The following is a 21,062-nucleotide window of genomic DNA, read 5'->3' as shown; positions in this document are numbered from 1 at the left end:
GGGCATTTCTGTCGCGCTCGCGGCCGGCGACGGCGCTCTTCCTGCCCGGTGCCGGGCCTGGTAGGACGGACGGTGTGAAGTTGCGACGCACGCTCGTCGACGGCCGGTTGACGTTGCAGGCGCTGGCGCCGGATGGCTCGTGGGTGCCCGCGCAGGATCCGGCTGTTCTCGGCGGCACGGTTTTCGATTCCGCCTGGGAACTCGCCACCGCGCATCGACATGTCGACCTGTCAGGCCACGTGCTGCCGTTTCAGCCGGTCTCCTTCCGTGACTTCATGCTCTACGAGCAGCACGCCATCGATGCTGCGCGTGGGCTGGTGCGCCGGTTCCATCCGGCTCAGGCCAGAGCGGCCGCGCTCGTCGAAAGGCTGACCCGTAAGCCGTTTCCGCTGTTCAAGCCCAAAGGGCTGTTCTACCGGCAGCCCATCTACTACATGTCCAACCATCTGAACTTCGTCCCCAGCGGTGCGCCGGTAGCGATCCCCTCGTACTCGTCGGCATTGGATTTCGAGTTGGAGCTCGGCTTCGTGCTGAGGTCGCCGCTGTACAACGCGACACCGCAGGAAGCGCTCGACGCCATCGGCGCGTTCGTCGTCGTCAACGATTTCAGCGCGCGCGACGTGCAGCGCAGCGAGATGGCTACCGGGCTGGGGCCGCAGAAATCCAAGCACTTCCTGTCCTCGATGTCGGTGCTCGCGGTCTCCGCCGACGAGATCGTGCCGCGGCTCGACGAGCTGAGTGGTTCGGTCAGCGTCAACGGTTCGACGGTCAGCACGGTGTTCAGTCGGGGCATGCAGTGGTCGATCGGTGACGTGCTCGCACACGCGTCGCGCGGCGAACATCTCTACCCCGGAGAGCTGTTCGCGACCGGAACCCTGCCCGGCGGCAGCGGCATGGAGACGGGTCGGTGGTTGCAGCCGGGCGACCGACTCACGCTGGCCATCGACCAGATCGGGGAGATCAGCCATTCGATCACCGACGCCCAGGAGCCGCCATGACCACCATCGCAGGATTGCCGTTGCACCCGTTGCTCGTCCACGCCATCGTCGTTCTCGCCCCGTTGGCGGCGCTGCTGGGGATTCTGTGCGCCGTCTGGCCGGCGGCGCGGCGACGGTTCGTCTGGCTCCTTCTGGCGCTGGCGACGGTGAACCTGGCCCTGACACCGTTGACCATCGAAGCCGGTGAGTGGCTCTACAACCGTGCGGGTGCGCACAGTCCGATCCTGGAGACCCACGAAGAGCGCGGTGAGACGATGCTCTACTTCTCCATCGCGCTAATGGTGATGGCAATCGCGGTGGCGGTGCTGCACGTGCTGAGCAGTCGGTCCGACAAGCCACGCACCGCCGCAGCCGTTGCGGTGGCGGTCTTGGCGGTGGTGGTGGGCGTCTCGTCGATCGTGCAGGTGGTGCGCATCGGTCACTCCGGCACCGAGGCCAAGTGGGGCGTCATCGCCGAATAGCTACGGCGAAGGCCACCCTCGGCGCGCCGGCGTCAGGCCTGCTTGACGGCCTCGATCTCGGCGACCTCGCCGTGGCCCATTGCAGGGTTGACGCCGTTGAACTCCAGATCGGTGCAACGAGGATCCGACAGCGACCCTCACAATAAGCGGACTGCGGTATTCATTCCCGTCGAGGGCAGATCAGGCGATCAGGGTCCGCGCGGCGTCCGTGCCGCTGCGCGCTCCCGCCGCGCCGGGCCACAGGTCCGCCATCAGGCGAACGGCGCCGATGAGTTCGTCGGCCGGTTTGGCGAACGGGATTCGCAGCCACGCATCCGAACCGCCCTCGACGGTGAACACCGGCCCGGGCGCGACCTGGACGCCGTGGCGTTCGAGTTCGACAGCGAGGCGCGTGGCACTTCCGTCGGGAAGCCGGACCCAGAGACTCATCCCGCCTTCGGGAAGCCTGAAGCGCCACCCGGGGAGGTGGCGGCGTACGGCGTCGGCCAGTGCGTCGCGCCGTTGCCGCAGTTCCTCGCGGCGTCGGGGGAGGATTCCCTCGGCGGCCATCAGCTCGGTGACGACCAGTTGGTCGAGCACCGAGGTGCCCAGATCGGCACGCACCCGGGCCGCGACGATCCGGTCGACCAGCGGCCGCGGCGCCCGGATCCAGCCGACCCGCAGCCCACCCCAGTACGCCTTCGACGCACTGCCGATCGTGATGGCGGCGGGCTCGAAAGCGGCGAACGGCGCCGGCATCGGGCCCTCGACGAAGCTGAGGGCCTGCAGCGTCTCGTCGACGATCGCCGTGGCCCGTGCCCGCCGTAGCGCCGCGGCGTAGCGCTCCCGGTCCGCCTCGCCCATCAGGAATCCGGTCGGGTTCTGGAAGTCCGGGATGAGGTAGGCCAAGCGCGGGGATGTCTGGCGCAACGTCGCGTCGACACCGTCGAGGTCCCAGCCCGTGCTGCCGAGCGGATCCGCCAGCGGCGAGCTCACCAGGCGGGCCCCGCCCTGCCGCAACCCGTCGACGGCGTTGGAGTACACCGGCGACTCGACCATCACGCGGTCTCCCGGCCGCGACAGGGCCCGTGCCCCGGTCGCGATCGCGGCCAACGCGCCGGAGGTGACCACGATCTGTTCAGGGGTGGTGGGTAGTCCGCGGTCGGTGAAGGAGTCGGCAACCCTGGCCTGCAGATCGGGCAGACCCGACGGGAGGTACCCGTCCCCGGCCAGGTACGACGGCAACGCCTGTAGTGCGCGTTCGTAGGCGGCCATGGTCCCGGGCGTCGCCCCGCCTGCGGCGATGCTCAGGTCGATCGAGCCCGCCGCGGACGCAGGCATTCCAAGAGGGCGCCGGGCGCGGTCGTGAACCTTGCGACGGTCGACCGGCACCGCGGCATAGGTTCCCGAGCCCTGCTTGGCGATGGCGAACCCGCTGGCCGCCAGGTCGGCATACGCGCGGGTGACGGTCGTGCGTGACACCCCCAGCGCGGCCGTCACCGTGCGCTCGCTGGGAAGCCGGGTGCCGATCGGGATGCGACCGTCACCGATCAGTTCCTGCAGCGCCTCGCACAATCCGCGGTACGCCGGATCTCGATCGAAGTCGCCGACCAAGCGGACGAGCCGTTCCGGTCCCAGCGAAGCATTCACCAGGCCATTATGAAGCAATTGGATATTTAAGCCAAGGCCAATTGTTGGCAATCTCGCGGTATGTCCACGACCAATACTGATACACAGCTGACCAATCTCGGTCCGGTGGCGCAGCTGACCGCCGGACGACTGCCGGAGCGGTTGGCCCGTCTGGTGACCGGCCTCTGGCTCTACGGCCTGTCGATCGCGCTGATGATCGAGGGTGCGGTCGGCGCGGCGCCCTGGGATGTCTTCCATGCCGGCGTCGCGCGGCACGCCCCGCTCAGCCTCGGCGCGATCATCGTCCTCACCGCGCTCGGGGTGTTGGCGGCGTGGATTCCGCTGCGCCAGATGCCCGGTCTCGGCACCGTTCTGAACACCGCGTTGTTGGGACCTTTCGCCGATCTCAGCATGGCGCTGCTGCCGACACCGGACGGCACCGCGATGCGCTACGGCTACGCCGTGTCCGGCGTTGTGGTCTGCGCCTTCGCCACCGCGCTGTATGTGGGCGCGCAGCTCGGCCCGGGGCCCCGTGACGGCCTGATGACCGGCCTGGCCCGGCGCACCGGCTGGCCGATCCGCCGCGTTCGCACCGGGATCGAGATCTCGGTGCTGGTGTCGGGCTTCCTGCTCGGCGGCGCCGTCGGGCTGGGCACCGTGGTGTTCGCGCTGGGCGTCGGCCCACTGACCCAGTTCTTCCTGCGCTATCTGGTCGTGCACGTCGCCGGCCCGAATCCGCCTCTGCCAAGGAGTGACTCATGAACCAACCACGTGTCGGTCATCCGTTTCCCGCACCCTCCGGCGTGGACGTCCTCCCGACCTACTGGCCGGTGCCCGGCCTGGGCGTCATCCCGATGAACGCCTTCCTGCTGCATTGCGCCGAACCTGTTCTGGTCGACACCGGTACCGCCGTGCTTGCACCGGATTTCCTCGACGCTCTCGCCGACCGCGTGAAATTGACGGACTTGAAGTGGATCTGGTTGACCCACGAGGACCGCGACCACACCGGCGCACTGGGTCGTCTTCTCGAGTTGGCGCCGCAGGCAACGGTTCTCGGAACATTCCTGACCTTCGGGCGGGCCGCGCCCGATGGTGCGCTGCCATTCGACAGGACCCGCATCGTCAATCCCGGCGACGACGTCGACGTCGGTGACCGGGTGCTGCGGGCCGTTCGGCCTCCGCTCTACGACAGCCCCGGGACGCTGGGTTTCCTCGACCGATCGACCGGCGCATATTTCAGCTCGGACTGCTTCGGGGCGCCACTTCCCGCCGACCTGGTGGCAGGTCCGGACACCGATCACATCGATCCGGACGTATTGCGGTCCGCGCAGGTGGCGTGGGCCGGTACCGACAGCCCGTGGGTGGCCGACGTCGACGGCGCCAGGCTGCGCACCCGGATCGAGGCTGTGCGCCGGCTCGGCCCCTCCGTGCTGCTCTCGTCGCACCTGCCGCCGGTTCGGCGGGGCATCGACCACAGCCTGGACTCGATCCTGGCCGCGGGTCAGGCAGAACCGGTCCCGGCGCCGACCCATGACCAGATCGCTTCGCTGCTCGACGAATTCGACGCCCACCCGATCCCTGATCCCACCTGAGGAGAGTCCCATGTACGTGCGTATCGTCACCTTCGCGCTGGCCGATCTCTCGCCCGAGGCCTACACGGCTCATGCCGAGCAGATCGCCGACGCCTTCACCTGCTGGCCCGGACTGTTGACCAAGGTCTGGCTCGCCGATCCCGCCGACAACACCTACGGCGGCGTGTACTTCTTCGAATCACGCGACGCCGCCCAGGCAAGCCGCGGCACCGCGGTGTTCGCCGGTCTTCTCGACAGCCCGCACTTCGAGGATCTGTCGATCCGGGAGTTCGACGTGCTGGACGGTCCGACGGCGGTGACGGCGGGGCGGCTACAGGCGGGCGGCGAGCTCGGTGCCCTGGCGGATGGCGCGCTTGGCGTCCAGTTCGGCCGCGACGGCCGCGCCGCCGATGACGTGCGGAATGATGTCACGTGCCCGTAGGCCGTCCTCGAGATCACGCACCGCCTCCTGCCCGGCGCAGATCACGACGCTGTCGACCTCCAGCAGCCGGGGATCGGAGTGTCCGGGCCCGAAGCTGATGTGCAACCCGTCGTCGTCGATCCTCTCGTAGTTCACCCCGCTGAGCTGCTCCACGCCCTTGGCCCGCAGCGACGCCCGGTGCACCCAGCCGGTGGTCTTGCCCAGCCTGCGGCCCTGGGGCCCCTTGGTGCGCTGCAGCAGGTAGACCCGACGCGTCGCGGCCGCGGGCAGCGCGGCGGTCAACGAACCGCGGACTTCGGGCGCCTCGTGCGGATTCAACGCGCCCCACTCCGCCCGCCACTCCTTGAGGTCGAGGGTGGGGGAGCGGTCGACGGTGAGGAACTCGCTGACGTCGAAGCCGATGCCGCCCGCACCCACCACCGCGACAGCCTCGCCGACCGGTTCCCCGGCCAGCGCCTCGGCGTAGGACAGCACCATCGGGTGGTCGATACCGGGAATGTCGGGCATTCGGGGCGCGACGCCGGTGGCCAGCACGACTTCGTCGTAGCCCCGCAGCAGGTCGAGACCGGCGTGGGTGTCCAGCCGCACCTCGACCCCGTGCTTGTCGAGCATCCGGGTGAAGTAGCGCAGTGTCTCGCTGAATTCCTCCTTGCCGGGAATTCTTCGGGCCAGGTCGAACTGGCCACCGATCACCGGGCGGGAGTCGAAGAGGGTGACCCGGTGCCCCCGCTGGGCCGCGGTGACCGCTGCGGCCAGACCGGCGGGTCCGGCGCCGACGACAGCCACCGAACGGGAATGCCGGGTCGGGCCGAGCGTCAGCGTGGTCTCGTGGCCCGCACGCGGATTGAGCAGGCACGACACCGTCTTGTGGACGAACGCGTGGTCCAGGCAGGCCTGGTTGCAGGCGATGCATGTGTTGATCTCGTCGGCGGCGCCGGCGGCGGCTTTGTGGACCCAGTCCGGGTCGGCCAGAAACGGCCGCGCCATCGAGATCAGGCGGACGCCTGTCTCGGCCAGCACCTGCTCGGCCGACTGCGGCATGTTGATCCGGTTGGACGCCATCACCGGGATGTCGACGAATTCGGCCAGTGCGCTGCTGATCTCGACGAATGCGCTGTTGGGTACCGAGGTGACGATCGTCGGGACCCGCGCCTCGTGCCAGCCGATTCCGGTGTTGATGATCGTCGCGCCGGCCGCCTGCACTTCGGTGGCCAACGCCACGACCTCCTCCCAGCTCTGGCCGTCCTCGACATAGTCGGCCATCGACAGCCGGTAACAGATGACGAAGTCGGGGCCGACGGCTGCGCGGGTGCGCCGGACGATCTCGACGGGCAGTCGGCGGCGCTTCTCAGGGGTGCCGCCCCAGTCGTCGGTGCGCTTGTTGGTGCGCGGCGCCAGGAACTGGTTGAGCAGGTAGCCCTCGCTGCCCATGATCTCCACGCCGTCGTAGCCCGCCTGTCTTGCCAGCACCGCACTGCGCACGAAATCGTCGATCGTCTTCTCGACGTCGCGTAGCGTGCGTGGCCGAAAGGGGTTGGTGGGAGCCTTGATCGGTGACGCACCGACCGAAAACGGATGGAACGCATAGCGCCCGGCGTGCAGGATCTGCAGCAGGATCCTGCCGTCGGCGTCGTGGACCGCCGAGGTGATCCGACGGTGTCTACGGGCATCGGCGGGCGAAATCATCTGCGCGGCGAACGGCAGCAGCCACCCGGTGCGATTCGGCGCGTAGCCGCCGGTGATGATCAGACCGACGCCCCCGCGGGCACGTTCGGCGAAATATTCTGCGAGCCGGTCGGTGTCGCGCGCGCGGTCCTCGAGCCCGGTGTGCATCGACCCCATCACCACCCGGTTGCGCAGCGTGGTGAATCCGAGGTCCAACGGCGACATCAGATGCGGGTAGGGCGAGGGGTTCATCGGTCTGCCTCCAGCGCGGGCACCACTTCGTCGAGCCATCCGATGGCGCTCTCCTCGGCCCGGATGCCGCCACGTAACACCAGGTACTGATGCAGATCGGCGCCGGTGACCGAGCCCGGATCCGGGAACTGGCTCTTCTCGAATCCCCGGTACGCCTCCAGCAGTTCGAGGCGTTCGGAGCGCAGCGACATCGCCTGGCTGCGGATCGCGTCGATGTCGCCGTAGCCGGCGCCGCGGATCTTCACCGCCAGGTCGCGCGTCCTGCTGTCGGCCACCGAACCGCCGCGGCCCACCAGCGGTGCGGCGATCCAGCGCGCCAGTTCTGCGCGACCGGCGTCAGACACCGTGTAGACCTTCTTGTCCGGTCGACCGTGCTGGGCCACCTCGGCGACGTGCACCCAGCCGTCGTCCACCATCGTGCGCAGTGTCCGGTAGATCTGTTGGTGGGTGGCGGCCCAGAAGTACCCGATCGACCGATCGAAGCGGCGGGCCAGTTCGTAACCCGAGCTCGACTGTTCGCAGAGCGACACCAGGATCGCGTGGGGAAGCGCCACCCGGGCAGCGTAGGCACCCCCACGGCCTCTATGCAACTAGTTGCACTGCATTGAGGCGCATAGCCGTGGCGCACTAGGCGACTTGTATGTGCGACGTTTAGTATCAGTAACCACGCGCAACCCTGACACGGGTTGCGCGTGGAAGTTAGGGCACACTGAGACACGCGTCCAACTATCGGCAGGGATACTTGCTGAGGCTGGCCGTGGTTGACAGCGCAGCCCCGCCTAGACAGCAGCCCACTGGTAGGTAGTAGCTGGAGAGAACTCGAGGAGAAGTTCGTGACGTATACGATCGCCGAACCCTGCGTCGACGTCAAAGACAAGGCATGTATCGAAGAGTGCCCTGTCGACTGCATCTACGAGGGCGCCCGCATGCTCTACATCCACCCGGATGAATGCGTCGACTGCGGCGCCTGTGAGCCGGTTTGCCCGGTCGAGGCGATCTACTACGAAGACGACGTCCCTGATCAGTGGGGCAGCTACACCCAGATCAACGCCGACTTCTTTGCCGAACTCGGTTCTCCCGGTGGGGCGTCGAAGGTCGGTCAGACCGACAACGACCCGCAGGTCGTCAAGGACCTGCCCCCGCAGGGTGAGGACTGAGAACCACGGCGCAGCGTCCCGCCCAGCACGAGCCGCCTGAGGGCACCCGCCGGCCGCTGAGGTCGGCGTCGCTTCCGGTGTTCCCGTGGGACACCCTGGCCGACGTGACCGCCCTCGCGCGTGCCCACCCTGACGGCATCGTCGACCTGTCGGTCGGCACCCCGGTCGATCCGGTGGCGCCGGTGATCCGCGACGCGCTCGCCGCGGCCAGCGCTGCGCCGGGGTATCCGACGACGGCCGGCACGCCGGTGCTTCGCGAGGCGGTTGTCGCCGCGTTGCAGCGCAGATACGCCATCACCGGTCTGTCACCCGATGCGGTCCTGCCGGTGATCGGTACCAAGGAGTTGATCGCCTGGCTGCCGACGCTCCTCGGGCTCGGTGGCGCCGACACCGTGGTGGTACCGGAGCTGGCGTACCCCACATACGAGGTGGGGGCCCTGCTCGCCGGCGCCGCCGTGCTGCGAGCGGATTCGCTGACCCAGCTCGGTCCGGCCGCACCGCCGCTGGTCTATCTGAACTCGCCGAGTAATCCGACCGGCAAGGTGCTCGGGGCCGACCACCTTCGCAAGGTCGTCGGATGGGCCCGGGACCGGGGTGTGCTGATCGCCTCCGACGAGTGCTACCTCGGGCTCGGCTGGGATGCCGCCCCGCTGTCGGTGCTGCACCCGGACGTCTGCGACGGCGACCACACCGGCCTGCTGGCCGTGCAGTCGCTGTCGAAGACCTCGTCGCTCGCCGGCTACCGGGCGGGCTTCGTCGCGGGTGACGCGGCCGTCGTCGCCGAACTCCTGGCGGTGCGCAAGCACGCGGGCATGATGGTGCCCACCCCGGTGCAGGCGGCGATGGTGGCCGCGCTCGACGACGACGCGCACGAGCAGTCTCAGCGTGAGCGCTACGCCCGAAGGCGAGAGGTCCTACTGCCGGCACTGCGGTCGGCCGGGTTCACCGTCGACCATTCCGAGGCCGGGCTCTACCTGTGGGCCACCCGCGGCGAACCGTGCCGGGACACCGTCGCGTGGCTCGCGCAGCGCGGCATCCTCGTCGCGCCGGGCGAGTTCTACGGGCCCCGCGGTGCGCGGCACGTGCGGGTGGCGCTGACGGCCACCGACGAGCGCATCGCCGCTGCGGTGCAGCGATTGAGTTGAGGCTGCGGTGCAGCGATTGAGTTGAGGCTGCGGTGCAGCGGCCCGCAGATCTGGCGCGCTGACGCACCCTGGCGGTGGTTTTGCGCGCCTAGCGGGCGGCGGCCCGCAGCCCGAGGGCCAGCACCAGCCGCTCGTCGGCGTCGTCGAGCGACGTGGCGAGCAGCTTCTCGATCCGGCGAATCCTGTAGCGCACCGTGTTGGGGTGGACGTGCAGTTGCCGTGCCACCGAGGCGACGTCGCCGAATCCGTCGAGGTAGGCCCGCAGCGTGTCGGCGAGCATGCCGTCCCGGGCGCACAGGTCGCGGACCCGCGGGTCCACCAGTCGCGGTTCGGCCGCCACATGTGAGACCACATCGTCGAGCAACACCGTGGTGCGCGCCTCGTCCAGCGAAGTCACCCGGCTGATGGCGGCGGGATGGCGCTCGGCGCTGTCGAACACCCGGTCCACCTCCTGGCGGGCCGTCGGGGCGCCGGTCAACCCGGCCAGCGGGGCGGCCGTCACTGCCCGCACGTCGAGGCCCAGTTCGCGGCGCAGCGCGGCGACGACGCCACGCGCCCAGGACGTGACGGATGCCGCCGCGCCGATCTTCGGCAGCAGCACGTAGACCCTGTCGCCGGTCGAGGCCACCTGCGCATCGGCACGAAAAGCGCTGGCGCTCAACGCGATGACATCGGTCGGCACCGCGCCGCCGAGCCCACGGAAACCGACGAGCGCGGCGCGGGAGTCGAGCGGGATCCCGAGTTCGCGGGCGACCAGCGCGACGTCGTCGGTCTCACTGCCGGCCAGGCCGAGCAGTTGCTGCACCCGCGCGGCATGTTGCGACGGCGCCGCCGCCAGCCGCGACATGATCCGCGCCGCGAGCACCGCGCCACCCCGCAGGATCTCCTCGGTGTCATCGGCAAGCGGCGTCGACCCCTGCTGCAGCCAGATGGTCCCGGCGAAGCCGAGGGGCAGGCCCGCGTCGGTCGGTGGCAGATGCACACCCACCGCCAGGCGGGGCCGCAGTCCCAACTCGGGCCGCTCGTCGACACGCACCACGTCCGCGCCGGCTCGCAGCGCGTCGAAGATGCCCCACTGTCCGATCCACTCCAGGTGCTCGGGCGGACCGGCGCGGCCCAGGATCGTCAGCCGGCGTAGCTCGTCGGCTTCATCGCTGGAGGCCGAGTAGGCCAGCATGTGGCTGTCGGCATCCTCGATGGAGACCATGCCGCGGGTCCGGTCGGCGATCGACTGCGCGAGCCCGAACAGGTCGGTGCCCGAGTCGCGCTGCGGGTCGTGGCGGTCGCCGTGATGTTCGAATGCGTGGTTGACCAGCCGGTACAGGTGCTCCCACCGAGCTCGGGGGTCGACGGCCACAACCGCAATGCCCAATCTGACCGCGCGCGCCACCGCGCCCGGGGTGGGTTCTTTGACGAACAGGGCGGCGGGGTGGCCCGCGTGCTGCTCGAGCCAGTCGACGGCGTCGGTGTCGGGCACCCCGAGCAGGAAGAACAGGTCAGAGGATCCGGGTCCGGTCGCCAGGCCGAGCCGGACGTCGTCGGCGTCGACGAGTGCGACGGTGCTGACCGGCATGTCCAGTCCGCGCGGTGCGTCGACGAGCGTCACCAACGTGCGGTCCAGCGCGAGCAGCAACTGGCCCAGCCCGAGCCCCGGTCCCTGTTGTGCCGCCATCACCACGCCTTGTCCGTTTGGACTATCCAGTGTGCCAGGGCTTGTCCGATCAGCCATCGGATAACGCGCCGAGAAGGGGCATCCTTGCGGCATGGACGCGATCGCTGCGATTTCTCAGGTGCCGGTGCCGCAGAACGAGCCGGTTCACGACTACGCCCCCCGATCACCGGAGCGTGCCAGACTCACCGACGCGCTGCAGAGTCTGTCCGCCGCCGCGATCGACCTCCCGCACGTCATCGGCGGGCGGCACCGGATGGGCGCCGGCGAGCGCGTGGACGTGGTCCAGCCGCACCGGCACGCCGCCCGGTTGGGGACCTTGACCAACGCCGACCACTCCGACGCCGGCGCGGCAGTAGAAGCGGCGATGGCGGCCAAGTCCGACTGGGAGGCCACCCCATTCGACGAACGCGCGGCGGTGTTCCTGCGGGCCGCCGACCTGATGGCCGGGCCGTGGCGGGAGAAGATCGCGGCGGCGACGATGCTGGGCCAGTCCAAGAGCGCTTACCAGGCCGAGATCGACGCGCCCTGCGAGCTCATCGACTTCTGGCGGTTCAACGTCGCCTTCGCGCGCCAGATCCTCGAGCAGCAACCGGTCAGCTCGCGTGGCGTGTGGAACCGCACCGATTACCGTCCGCTCGAGGGTTTCATCTACGCGATCACCCCCTTCAACTTCAGCGCCATCGCCGGGAATCTGCCCACCGCACCCGCTCTGATGGGCAACACCGTGGTGTGGAAGCCCGCGCCTACCCAGACCTTCGCCGCATACCTGATCATGCAGGTGCTCGAGGCTGCGGGGCTGCCCGCCGGCGTGATCAACATGCTCGCCGGCGACGGCCTGGCGGTCTCGGACGTGGTCCTCGCAGACCGGCGGCTGGCCGGCATCCACTTCACCGGGTCGACGGCGACGTTCCAGCACCTCTGGCGTGAGGTCGGCACGCACATCGACCGGTACGACACCTACCCCCGCCTGGTGGGGGAGACCGGCGGCAAGGACTTCGTGGTCGCACACCCCTCGGCACGTCCCGAAGTGCTGCGCACCGCACTGATCCGGGGGGCGTTCGACTACCAGGGGCAGAAGTGTTCGGCCGCATCGCGGGCCTTCGTTGCGCGCTCGGTATGGCAGCAGATGGGCGACGACTTCCTGGGCGCCACCGAGGCGCTGCGCTACGGCGACATCACCGATCTCGGCAACTTCGGTGGCGCGCTGATCGACGATCGGGCGTTCGCCAAGAACGTCAACGCCATCGAAAGGGCGAAGAGCGCGGCGAACGTGACGATCGCCGTCGGTGGTGAGTACGACGACAGCGAAGGCTATTTCGTCCGGCCGACGGTCCTGCTGTCCGACGACCCATCAGACGAGGCGTTCTCCACCGAATACTTCGGGCCCATTCTGGCGGTGCACGTCTACCCCGACCAGGACTACGAACGCATCCTCGACGTCGTCGACGGTGGTGCCCGGTACGCGCTGACCGGTGCGGTGATCGCCGACGACCGCGCGGCGGTGCTGCAGGCCCAGCAGCGGCTGCGGCACGCGGCGGGCAACTTCTACGTCAACGACAAGCCCACCGGCGCGGTAGTGGGCCAGCAGCCGTTCGGCGGTTCTCGGGCGTCGGGCACCAACGACAAGGCCGGCTCCGCGATGAACCTGCTGCGCTGGACCTCGGCCCGGTCGATCAAGGAGACGTTCGTACCGGCCACCGACCACCCTTATCCCCACATGGAGTCATGAGCCATGGGCATGTTCCGCAGTGTCGCCCGGCCGTTGATCCTGGCTGCCGGTAGGCGGGACGGCCTGCGGCGGGCCGCGGAGCGGTTGCCGGTGACCCGCGAGGTGGTGCACCGGTTCGTCCCCGGCGAGAGCGTCGCCGACGTGATGAACTCCGTGGAGCAGCTCAGGAACTCCCACCGCCTGGTATCGATCGACTACCTCGGCGAGGACGTCACCGACAGCGACGCCGCCGAGGCGACTGTCGCGGCCTATCTGCAGTTGATCGAGGCCTTCTCGACACGAGGCGAGGCCTCTGCCGGGGTGCGGCCGCTGGAGGTGTCGATCAAGCTGTCGGCACTGGGGCAGGCGCTGCCGCGCGACGGGGAGAAGATCGCGCTGGAGAACGCCCGCGCGATCTGCGAACGCGCCGAACGTGCGGGTGTGTGGGTGACCGTGGACGCCGAGGATCACACGACGACCGACTCGACGCTGTCGGTGGTGCGTGACCTGCGTGCCGACTTCGACTGGGTCGGCACGGTGTTGCAGGCCTATCTGAAACGCACTCACACCGACTGTCAGGAGTTCGCCGCGGGCGCGCGGATCCGGTTGTGCAAGGGCGCCTATGAGGAACCCGCCTCGGTCGCCTACCGGGACAACGCCGCGATCACCGACTCCTACCTGCGGTGCCTGGGCGTGCTGATGGCGGGCAGCGGCTATCCGATGGTGGCTTCCCACGATCCGGAGATCATCGCGGCTGTTCCCGCGCTTGCTCGTGAAAATGGCTGTGGAGTAAATGATTTCGAGTATCAGATGCTCTACGGAATCCGCGATGCCGAGCAGCGTCGGCTGGCCGGCGAGGGCAACAACATGCGGGTGTACGTGCCGTTCGGCACTCAGTGGTACGGCTACTTCGTCCGGCGCCTGGCCGAGCGGCCGGCCAACCTCACCTTCTTCCTGAGAGCGCTGGCCGAACGCCGTCCGTAACTCATCACACGCGGCCGCTCTAGTGTGCGCCCAGATCGCGTTTTCGCCCCGAATCGCGATCTGGACGCACACCAGGGCCGCTACTCCCGGGCGCGCTTCGAGAATCTGCCTTCGGTCACCTCGTCCCACTTCTGATACACCTGGGCAACCTGCGGGTCGCCCCGGCCCTTGATCCAGTCGCAGGTCGACACGTAGGTCGACGGGTTGGTGACGATGATGGTGTGCAGTTCGGGGCGCTTGTGCGCCAAGGCCTCCAGCTCGTCCGGCGGGGTCGACGGATCCGCGGCGCGCAGTGCATCCAGCGGGTCCGGCAGCGCGCCGCGTGGTGCGTCGTGAGCCGCCAGGTCGCCTTCGTCGGTATCGCCGGTTCTGTTGTTCAGCAACAGGTTCAACACGATCGCAGTGATCGCTCCCGCCGAGATGCCGGAGTGGAAGATCGTCTGGAACCAGTCAGGGAACTGGTGGTACAGGTCCAGCGCGACGTTCACGGGTGAATCCGACAGCGACCGGTCGGTGTAGTACAGCTTGGCCTCGGTCAACATCGCCACCCCGACCGAGATCGCCACCACCAGGATGTTGGTGTTGTCGAACTTCACCTTGGTCAGCGTGCGAATCCCGCTGGCCGCAACCATGCCGAACAGCGCGACGCCGGCGCCGCCGAGTACGGGCAGCGGGATCCCCTCGACCACGGCGGCCATCTTGGGCAGCAGACCGAGCAGCACCAGGATGATGCCCGCGACGGTCGCGACGTGGCGGGTGCGCACTCCGGTGATCGCCACCAGACCCACGTTCTGGGCAAACGCCGTGTAGGGGAAGGTGTTGAAGACTCCACCGATCACGGTGCCCAGTCCGTCGGCGCGGAGTCCGTCGGCGAGCTTGCGCGGGGTGATCTTCTCGTCGACGATCTCACCGACCGCCACGATGTCACCGGTCGTCTCGGTCATGATCACGATTCCGACGATGAGCAGGGCGATGATCGAGCTGATCTCGAACGTCGGCAGGCCGAACTGGAACGGGGTGACGATGCCGACCCAGCTGTAGTCGCCCATGTGGTCCCAGTTGGTCATGCCGAACGGCACCGCCACCACCGTGCCGATGACGAGTCCGAGCAGGATGGACACCCGCCGCAGGCTCTCCGGGGCGAACCTCTCGATGACGACGATCGTCGCGAGCGTGAAGAAGCCCATGCCGATGGCCGCGGGGGTACCGAAGTCCGTTCCCGAGGCGGCGCCGCCTCCGAACCAGCCGGCCGCCACCCGCATCAGCGACACCCCGATGATCAGAATGATCGTGCCGGTGACCAACGGCGGGAAGAACCGGATCAGCTTGCCGAACACCGGTGCCAGCAACATCATGAACAGCCCGCAGGCCATCACCGAGCCGTAGATCGTGGTGACGCCGTGGTTCAGGCCGATGGTGATCATCGGCCCGACGGCGGCGAACGTCACCCCCTGCATCAGCGGCAGCCGTACCCCGAAGCGCCAGAACCCGACGGCCTGGATGATGGTCGCGATCCCGGCCACGAACAGGTCGGCCATGATCAGGTGCACGATGTCGGATTGCTCGAGCTGGCCCGCGCCCACCATCGCGCCGCCGACGATCAGCGGCACCGCGACCGCGCCTGCGTACATCGCCAGCACGTGCTGGATCCCGAGCGGCAACAACCGCCTCAGCGGTGGTACCTCGTCCACAGGTCGCTGGCCGGTGTTGCCCTGGTTCAGGATCCTCGCCAGTGTGGCCATCAACGCTGCGCTCCCGCCTGCGTGCGGTGCCCCGCCGAACAGCGACCGGGCCGGTGGCCCAATCCTCGGAGCCGCCGGTTTCGGGAGTTTTCCCTGCGCGTGACCGTGCGGTTACGTCGGATACGCCGCGACCGGCATGACCACGGTGCCCCTGCAGATTCCTTCCAGGATCTCGGTGCGCCACGTGCCGAACATCGATCCGTCCGGGGTGGGCGCGTAGAACACCAGCGACCGTGCCGCGGCGTATTCGCTGGGCACATCGCCGCCCCGGAAGCACTCCCACTGCCAGTTGTAGTTGAACACCCACTGCCGGCCGTCCCAGGTGTAGCGGCTCGGCTGCGGGACGGTCGGATTGCTGGGCGCCGGCCCGTCGGAGGCGGTGGCCACGCAGGTGCCGGTGCAGGACGTCGAAAACGTGTACTTACCGCTGAAATCGGGTTCCGGCTGGCGGGCGGCGATACTGGTGCCGATCTTCTGCGACGCGAAGGTGACCACGGTGTACCGACCGCTCCAGTCCGGCGGCGCCGCCGCAGCCGTGACCGCCGTGCAAACACCCGCCACCGCAACAAGTGTCGCGGATGCTAGCGCGATGCAGGCCCGTCGGGCAGACATGGTTCCCTCACCGTGGTTTCTCAGAAGTGCCATCTGTGGCCTTTGCAACCTAATTGGGCCACCGGTCAACGTGCCTGCCCGACACGGCAGGTTGGGGCACAGTTGTGTCACGGGTTGGTATCGGAGCCCGCCGACGAATGATGTTCGTGCGTAACGGAGCTCACTGTCCGCGCTCGGCGAGAAGCATCAGTGTCCATGCGGCGAGTGACTGCGCGTCGGTGATGACACCGTCGCGCATCATGTGTTCCAGCTCGGCACGGGTGAACCAGGCGCTGCGCATGTCCTGTTCCTCGTGCTCGCGGTCGTGGGATCCCTCGGTGATCCCGGTGGCCAGGAACACCCGGCCGCGTTGGCTGCTCATACCGGGCGCGACGTCGAGAAGACCCAGCTCGGTCATGGACGCGGCGCGCAGACCGGTCTCCTCGCGCAGCTCACGTGCTGCGAGCTCGGCGCCGTCGAGGTCCAACCGGTCCGGCGCCGTGCCCTGTGGGAACTCCCAGCGTCGCAGCCCCAGTGGATAGCGGAACTGTTCGACGAGGTGGAAGCGGTCACCGCCGAGGTCGGAGTCGCGTGGGATGACGAGCGCATAGGTGGGTTTGTCGACCACTGCGTAGATCCCGCTGCTGCCGTCGGGCCTGCGGATGTCATCTTCCCGCATCGTGAGCCAGTTATTCCGGTACACCTCGCGTGACCCCTCGGTCCGGATCGAATCCACCGCGTCAGTATGAGGAGTAGCCTCGAACCCCGTGCTGCTGGCCTCCTTGAACCCCACGGCGGTCGCCGCCGGTGCCGACGTCGCCGATGCGGTTCGTATCGACGGGACGACATTGAGCCGCAGTGATCTGGTCGGCGCGGCGNCCTCGGTCGCCGAGCGGGTGGGTGCCGCGAACCGGGTTGCGGTGCTGGCCACCCCCACCCCCGCGACGGTGCTCGCCATCGTCGGCTGCCTGANCGCCGGCGTCCCGGTGGTGCCGGTGCCCGCCGACGTCGGCGCGGCCGAGCGGCGCCACATCCTCACCGACTCCGGCGTCCAGGCGTGGCTGGGGGAGAAGCCCGAGGACGCCGACGGACAAGATGGGTTGCCCCACATTCCGGTTCGGCTGCACGCCCGCTCGTGGCATCGTTATGCCGAGCCCCCGCCCGAGGCCGCCGCGCTGATCGTCTACACCTCCGGCACCACCGGAGCGCCCAAGGGTGTGGTGGTGAGCCGTCGCGCGATCGCGGCCGACATCGACATGCTCGCCGAGGCGTGGCAGTGGACGGCGGACGACACCCTGGTGCACGGGCTGCCGCTCTACCACGTACACGGCCTGGTCCTGGGTCTGCTCGGGTCGCTGCGCGTCGGAAACCGATTCGTGCACACCGGCAGGCCCAGCCCGGCGGCCTACGCGCAGGCCGCCTCGGAGGCGGGCGGATCGTTGTTCTTCGGGGTGCCGACGGTGTGGTCGCGGATCGTCGACGACGGTGACGCGGCGCGCGCACTGACACCCGCGCGGCTGCTCGTCTCCGGCAGCGCACCGTTGCCCGTCCCGGTTTTCGACGGGCTCGCCGCATTGAGCGGGCACCAGCCCGTGGAGCGCTATGGCAGCACCGAGACCCTGATCACGCTGAGCACCCTGGCCGCGGGCGAGCGCAGGCCGGGCTGGGTCGGGCTGCCACTGACCGGTGTGCGGACCCGGTTGACCGCCGAGGATGGCTCCGGGGTGCCACATGACGGGGAAACCATTGGCCGGCTGCAGGTTCAGAGCCCCACGATGTTCGACGGCTATCTGAACCGTCCTGACGCCACCGCCGAGGTGCTCGCGGCCGACGGCTGGTACCACACCGGCGATGTCGCCGTCGTCGACGGCGACGGCATGCACCGGATCGTCGGCCGCGAATCGGTGGACCTGATCAAGACCGGCGGATTCCGGGTGGGGGCGGGCGAGATCGAGACCGTGCTGCTCGGGCACGCCGGTGTGAAGGAGGCCGCGGTCGTGGGTGCGCCCGACGACGATCTGGGCCAGCGCATCGTCGCGTTCGTGGTCGGTGACGCCTCGCCGGAGGAGTTGATCGAGTTCGTGTCCCAGCAGCTCTCGGCGCACAAGCGGCCGCGGGTGGTGCGACTGGTGGACAGTCTGCCCCGCAACGCGATGGGCAAGGTGCTCAAGAAGGATCTGGTGCGATGGGTCTGAGGTTCAGCGAGATCTGCATCCTGGCGGCCCGGTGACTCCCTTGTCCCCGCGAGCGGGCGTGTCTGCACGCAACACGCCGCCCTGCGCCGGCAGTATGCGCACCCTCGTGGCGATCGTCGGTGCGCTCGCTGTCAGCGTGCTGGCGGCCTGCGGCCAGCCCCCTGAGGTGGCGCTGATGCAGACCAGCATCGAAGTGCCCCCGGCGCCGGAACCCCCGGTGCCGCCCGCCGACGCCCTGAGCATCGGCCCCGGTGCCGTCGACACCACCGGCGGCTGGTTGCCCGACGGCACCATGCTGTCGCCGTTCGACACCGCCAATCCCATTCTCTCGCAACTCGATCCAGCACTGTTGCAGGCAGTGCAGCAGGCCGCCACCGTTGCTCGTGCCCAGGGCGTGGAGCTCGGGGTCACCTCGGGCTGGCGCTCAAAGGGTTTCCAGCAGCGGCTGTTCGACAACGCGGTGCAGACCTACGGCAGCGTCGCCGCGGCCGCCGAGTTCGTCGCGACGCCCGACGTGTCCAAACACGTGACGGGGCAGGCGATCGACATCGGTCCGGTCGAGGCCGACAGGTGGCTGATCGCCAACGGCAGGCAGTTCGGGCTGTGCCAGATCTATGCGAACGAAATCTGGCATTTCGAGCTCGTCGCGGATGCGAACGGCAACTGTCCGCCGCTGCTGCCCAACGCGGCGGGGTAACGCTCGTCAACGGCGAGCGTGCGCGAAATGCCACGGTTTGCGGCGCGGCGGCGTGCGGACACGCCCGCTCGCGGAGGCTAGTTGGCGTGTAGGGCCTCGTTGAGCGTGATGCCGGTGCCGTCGCGCTTGACGACCTCGACCGCGCCGGTCACCGAGTTGCGACGGAACAGCAGGTTGTTCGCGCCCGACAGGTCGCGCGCCTTGACGGTCTGGCCGTCGCCGGTCTGCACCTTGGTGCCCGCGGTGACGTAGAGCCCGGCCTCGATCACGCAGTCGTCACCCAGGGAGATCCCGAGTCCGGCGTTGGCGCCCAGCAGGCAGCGCTTGCCCACCGAGATGACCTCCTTGCCGCCGCCCGACAGCGTCCCCATGATCGAGGCGCCGCCGCCGACGTCGGAGCCGTCGTCGACCACCACACCGGCCGAGATCCGGCCCTCGACCATCGAGGAGCCCAGCGTGCCCGCGTTGTAGTTGACGAAGCCCTCGTGCATGACCGTCGTGCCCGCCGCGAGGTGGGCGCCCAGCCGCACCCGGTCGGCGTCGGCGATGCGCACCCCCGTCGGGGTGACGTAGTCGACCATGCGCGGGAACTTGTCGATCCCGTAGACGGTGACCGCGCCGCGGCGGCGCAACCGTGCACGGACGGTCTCGAAGCCCTCGACCGCGGACGGCCCGAAGTTGGTCCACACGACGTTGGCCAGTACCCCGAAGACCCCGTCCAGGTTGGCGCCGCGCGGCTGGACCAGCCGGTGGGAGAGCAGGTGCAACCGCAGATACGCGTCGTAGGCGTCGGCGGGCTTGTCGTCGAGCGAGGCGATCACGGTCCGCACGACGACGGTCTCGACGTCGCGGTCCTCGTCGCGGCCCGCCAGCGCCGCCAGCTCGTCGGGCACCTCGGCCACCGACAGGCGGGCGGTCCCCGACGGGCCGTCGCCGGTCAACTCGGGCGCCGGGAACCAGGTGTCGAGGACGGTCCCGTCCGCCGCGATCGTCGCTACGCCAATACCTGATGCAGAATTCACGGGGCTCAGACTAACGTCAACGGTGTGGGACTTGACCTACACGGTGATCCGATCGCGCTGACCGCGGCGTTGGTCGACATTCCCAGCGAATCGCGGCACGAGAAGCGCATCGCCGACGAGATCGAGGTGGCGCTGCGCGAGCAGACCACCGGTTTCGAGGTGATCCGTAACGGTGACGCCGTGCTCGCCCGCACCGACCTCGGAAAGCCGACACGGGTGCTGCTGGCCGGGCACAGCGACACGGTGCCCGCGGCCGACAACGTGCCCAGCCGGCTGGTCGACGGGGTGCTGCACGGCTGCGGCACCTCGGACATGAAATCGGGCGACGCGGTATTCCTGCACCTGGCCGCCACTGTCGCCGACCCCGCACACGACCTCACCCTGGTGATGTACGACTGCGAGGAGATCGAAGCCTCGGCCAACGGGCTCGGCCGTATCGAGCGCGAGTTGCCCGAGTGGCTCGAGGCCGACGTCGCGATCCTCGGAGAGCCGTCGGGCGGATACATCGAGGCCGGGTGTCAGGGCACGCTGCGCGTGGTGATCAGCGCCGCGGGAACCAGGGCGCATTCCGCCCGGTCGTGGCTGGGCGACAACGCGATCCACAAGCTGGGTGGGGTGCTGGCCAGGCTCACGCAGTATCAGGCCCGCAGCGTCGACATCGACGGCTGCCTCTACCGCGAGGGCCTTTCTGCAGTGCGTATCGACGGGGGCATCGCCGGAAACGTCATCCCCGACGCGGCCACGGTGACGGTCAACTTCCGGTTCGCTCCGGATCGCAGCGTCGATCAGGCGTACGCCCACGTGTGCGAGGTCTTCGACGGCCTCGACGTCGGGATCGACCTGACCGATTCGGCGGCCGGTGCTTTACCGGGCCTCACCCGGCCCGCCGCGGCCAGACTGGTCGAGGCCGCGGGGGGGCAGGTACGGGCCAAGTACGGATGGACCGACGTGTCGAGGTTCGCGGCGTTGGGCGTCCCCGCCGTCAACTACGGCCCCGGTGACCCCAACCTGGCACACCGCTCCGACGAACGCGTGGACATCGAACAGATCACCGCGGTGACCGAGATACTCCGGCGGTATCTAACCGCTTGACGGCGCGGATAGCCTGAAAACCATGCTGGGAGCAGACGACATCTCCGGATAGTTCCGGGG

General features: G+C 68.9%; 20 protein-coding genes. 12 read left to right on the top strand and 8 right to left on the bottom strand.

Features of this window, described 5'->3' with window-relative positions; translation table 11 throughout:
• The first annotated feature begins 74 nt into the window (after positions 1-74).
• Together BEMPMBAN_RS14655 and BEMPMBAN_RS14650 are read left to right on the top strand one after the other, a co-directional pair.
• Positions 75-998, top strand: a complete 924-nt coding sequence (locus BEMPMBAN_RS14655; protein ID WP_159231110.1) for a fumarylacetoacetate hydrolase family protein — start codon at positions 75-77, stop codon at positions 996-998.
• Positions 995-1,459 carry a DUF2231 domain-containing protein gene (locus tag BEMPMBAN_RS14650; RefSeq protein ID WP_159231109.1) on the top strand — a complete coding sequence of 155 codons (465 nt, stop codon included), beginning with the start codon at positions 995-997 and terminating at the stop codon, positions 1,457-1,459. Before BEMPMBAN_RS14655 ends, BEMPMBAN_RS14650 begins: the two co-directional genes overlap by 4 nt.
• 180 nt (positions 1,460-1,639) lie before the next feature.
• On the opposite strand, the gene yczR is transcribed toward BEMPMBAN_RS14650, so the two are convergent.
• A complete protein-coding gene (yczR, locus tag BEMPMBAN_RS14645; RefSeq protein ID WP_159231108.1) occupies positions 1,640-3,088 on the bottom strand; it encodes a MocR-like transcription factor YczR in 1,449 nt (482 codons plus the stop codon).
• Positions 3,089-3,148: 60 nt separating this feature from the next.
• On the opposite strand from yczR, the gene yczE reads away from it, so the two are divergent.
• From yczE to BEMPMBAN_RS14630, 3 genes are read left to right on the top strand one after another with little or no spacing between them, the layout of a single operon-like run.
• Entirely contained in the window at positions 3,149-3,829 is a 681-nt protein-coding gene (gene yczE, locus BEMPMBAN_RS14640) for a membrane protein YczE (RefSeq protein WP_159231107.1), read from the top strand.
• Positions 3,826-4,659 (top strand): oxygen-binding di-iron domain-containing protein, encoded by an 834-nt coding sequence (locus tag BEMPMBAN_RS14635; protein WP_159231106.1) that lies wholly within the window; start codon positions 3,826-3,828, stop codon positions 4,657-4,659. Before yczE ends, BEMPMBAN_RS14635 begins: the two co-directional genes overlap by 4 nt.
• A gap of 10 nt (positions 4,660-4,669) precedes the next feature.
• Positions 4,670-5,080, top strand: coding sequence for a YdhR family protein (locus BEMPMBAN_RS14630; protein WP_159231105.1), 411 nt, complete (start codon positions 4,670-4,672; stop codon positions 5,078-5,080).
• Here BEMPMBAN_RS14630 and BEMPMBAN_RS14625 read toward each other — a convergent pair.
• On the bottom strand, positions 4,970-6,997 hold the full coding sequence (locus tag BEMPMBAN_RS14625; protein ID WP_159231104.1) for an NADPH-dependent 2,4-dienoyl-CoA reductase: 2,028 nt from the start codon (positions 6,995-6,997) through the stop codon (positions 4,970-4,972). The genes BEMPMBAN_RS14630 and BEMPMBAN_RS14625 overlap by 111 nt on opposite strands.
• The gene (locus BEMPMBAN_RS14620; RefSeq protein WP_159231103.1) at positions 6,994-7,551 is read right to left on the bottom strand and encodes a PadR family transcriptional regulator; all 558 of its coding nucleotides are present in this window, start codon (positions 7,549-7,551) and stop codon (positions 6,994-6,996) included. The genes BEMPMBAN_RS14625 and BEMPMBAN_RS14620 overlap by 4 nt, the downstream gene beginning before the upstream one ends.
• 279 nt (positions 7,552-7,830) lie before the next feature.
• Between BEMPMBAN_RS14620 and fdxA the strand changes: the two genes are divergently transcribed.
• Both fdxA and dapC read left to right on the top strand, forming a co-directional pair.
• Entirely contained in the window at positions 7,831-8,154 is a 324-nt protein-coding gene (gene fdxA, locus BEMPMBAN_RS14615) for a ferredoxin (RefSeq protein WP_159231102.1), read from the top strand.
• Positions 8,155-8,210: 56 nt separating this feature from the next.
• The gene (gene dapC, locus BEMPMBAN_RS14610) at positions 8,211-9,299 is read left to right on the top strand and encodes a succinyldiaminopimelate transaminase (protein WP_159231139.1); all 1,089 of its coding nucleotides are present in this window, start codon (positions 8,211-8,213) and stop codon (positions 9,297-9,299) included.
• An 88-nt stretch (positions 9,300-9,387) separates the two neighbouring features.
• Here dapC and BEMPMBAN_RS14605 read toward each other — a convergent pair whose 3' ends face one another.
• The gene (locus BEMPMBAN_RS14605; protein ID WP_159231101.1) at positions 9,388-10,971 is read right to left on the bottom strand and encodes a PucR family transcriptional regulator; all 1,584 of its coding nucleotides are present in this window, start codon (positions 10,969-10,971) and stop codon (positions 9,388-9,390) included.
• Between the two features lie 100 nt (positions 10,972-11,071).
• Here BEMPMBAN_RS14605 and pruA point away from each other — a divergent pair, with 100 nt between their 5' ends.
• A complete protein-coding gene (pruA, locus tag BEMPMBAN_RS14600) occupies positions 11,072-12,700 on the top strand; it encodes an L-glutamate gamma-semialdehyde dehydrogenase (protein WP_159231137.1) in 1,629 nt (542 codons plus the stop codon).
• A gap of 3 nt (positions 12,701-12,703) precedes the next feature.
• Entirely contained in the window at positions 12,704-13,663 is a 960-nt protein-coding gene (locus BEMPMBAN_RS14595) for a proline dehydrogenase family protein (protein WP_159231100.1), read from the top strand.
• A gap of 80 nt (positions 13,664-13,743) precedes the next feature.
• On the opposite strand, the gene BEMPMBAN_RS14590 is transcribed toward BEMPMBAN_RS14595, so the two are convergent.
• The 3 genes from BEMPMBAN_RS14590 to BEMPMBAN_RS14580 all read right to left on the bottom strand — a co-directional run bounded on the left by BEMPMBAN_RS14590 (position 13,744) and on the right by BEMPMBAN_RS14580 (position 16,732).
• Positions 13,744-15,405, bottom strand: coding sequence for a nucleobase:cation symporter-2 family protein (locus BEMPMBAN_RS14590; protein WP_159231099.1), 1,662 nt, complete (start codon positions 15,403-15,405; stop codon positions 13,744-13,746).
• Positions 15,406-15,516: 111 nt separating this feature from the next.
• Positions 15,517-16,017: an Rv2253 family sensor-like surface protein gene (locus tag BEMPMBAN_RS14585; RefSeq protein WP_159231098.1), complete on the bottom strand. Its 501-nt coding sequence runs from the start codon at positions 16,015-16,017 to the stop codon at positions 15,517-15,519.
• 160 nt (positions 16,018-16,177) lie between these two features.
• Positions 16,178-16,732 (bottom strand): NUDIX domain-containing protein, encoded by a 555-nt coding sequence (locus BEMPMBAN_RS14580; protein ID WP_234897456.1) that lies wholly within the window; start codon positions 16,730-16,732, stop codon positions 16,178-16,180.
• A gap of 31 nt (positions 16,733-16,763) precedes the next feature.
• Between BEMPMBAN_RS14580 and BEMPMBAN_RS14575 the strand changes: the two genes are divergently transcribed.
• Together BEMPMBAN_RS14575 and BEMPMBAN_RS14570 are read left to right on the top strand one after the other, a co-directional pair.
• A complete protein-coding gene (locus tag BEMPMBAN_RS14575) occupies positions 16,764-18,191 on the top strand; it encodes an acyl-CoA synthetase (protein WP_159231097.1) in 1,428 nt (475 codons plus the stop codon).
• A 94-nt stretch (positions 18,192-18,285) separates the two neighbouring features.
• A complete protein-coding gene (locus tag BEMPMBAN_RS14570; RefSeq protein ID WP_159231132.1) occupies positions 18,286-18,888 on the top strand; it encodes a M15 family metallopeptidase in 603 nt (200 codons plus the stop codon).
• 77 nt (positions 18,889-18,965) lie between these two features.
• Here the strand turns inward: BEMPMBAN_RS14570 and dapD are convergent, their stop codons facing one another.
• Positions 18,966-19,910, bottom strand: coding sequence for a 2,3,4,5-tetrahydropyridine-2,6-dicarboxylate N-succinyltransferase (gene dapD / locus BEMPMBAN_RS14565; RefSeq protein ID WP_159231096.1), 945 nt, complete (start codon positions 19,908-19,910; stop codon positions 18,966-18,968).
• Between the two features lie 24 nt (positions 19,911-19,934).
• On the opposite strand from dapD, the gene dapE reads away from it, so the two are divergent.
• Complete coding sequence (dapE, locus tag BEMPMBAN_RS14560; protein ID WP_159231095.1) at positions 19,935-21,002, top strand: succinyl-diaminopimelate desuccinylase; 1,068 nt, start codon at positions 19,935-19,937, stop codon at positions 21,000-21,002.
• Positions 21,003-21,062: the final 60 nt, after the last annotated feature.

The sequence above is a fragment of the Mycolicibacterium austroafricanum genome (genome assembly GCF_902705885.1).
Taxonomy (GTDB): Bacteria; Actinomycetota; Actinomycetes; order Mycobacteriales; family Mycobacteriaceae; genus Mycobacterium; species Mycobacterium vanbaalenii_A.
This window is presented reverse-complemented; position numbering and strand designations above follow the sequence as displayed.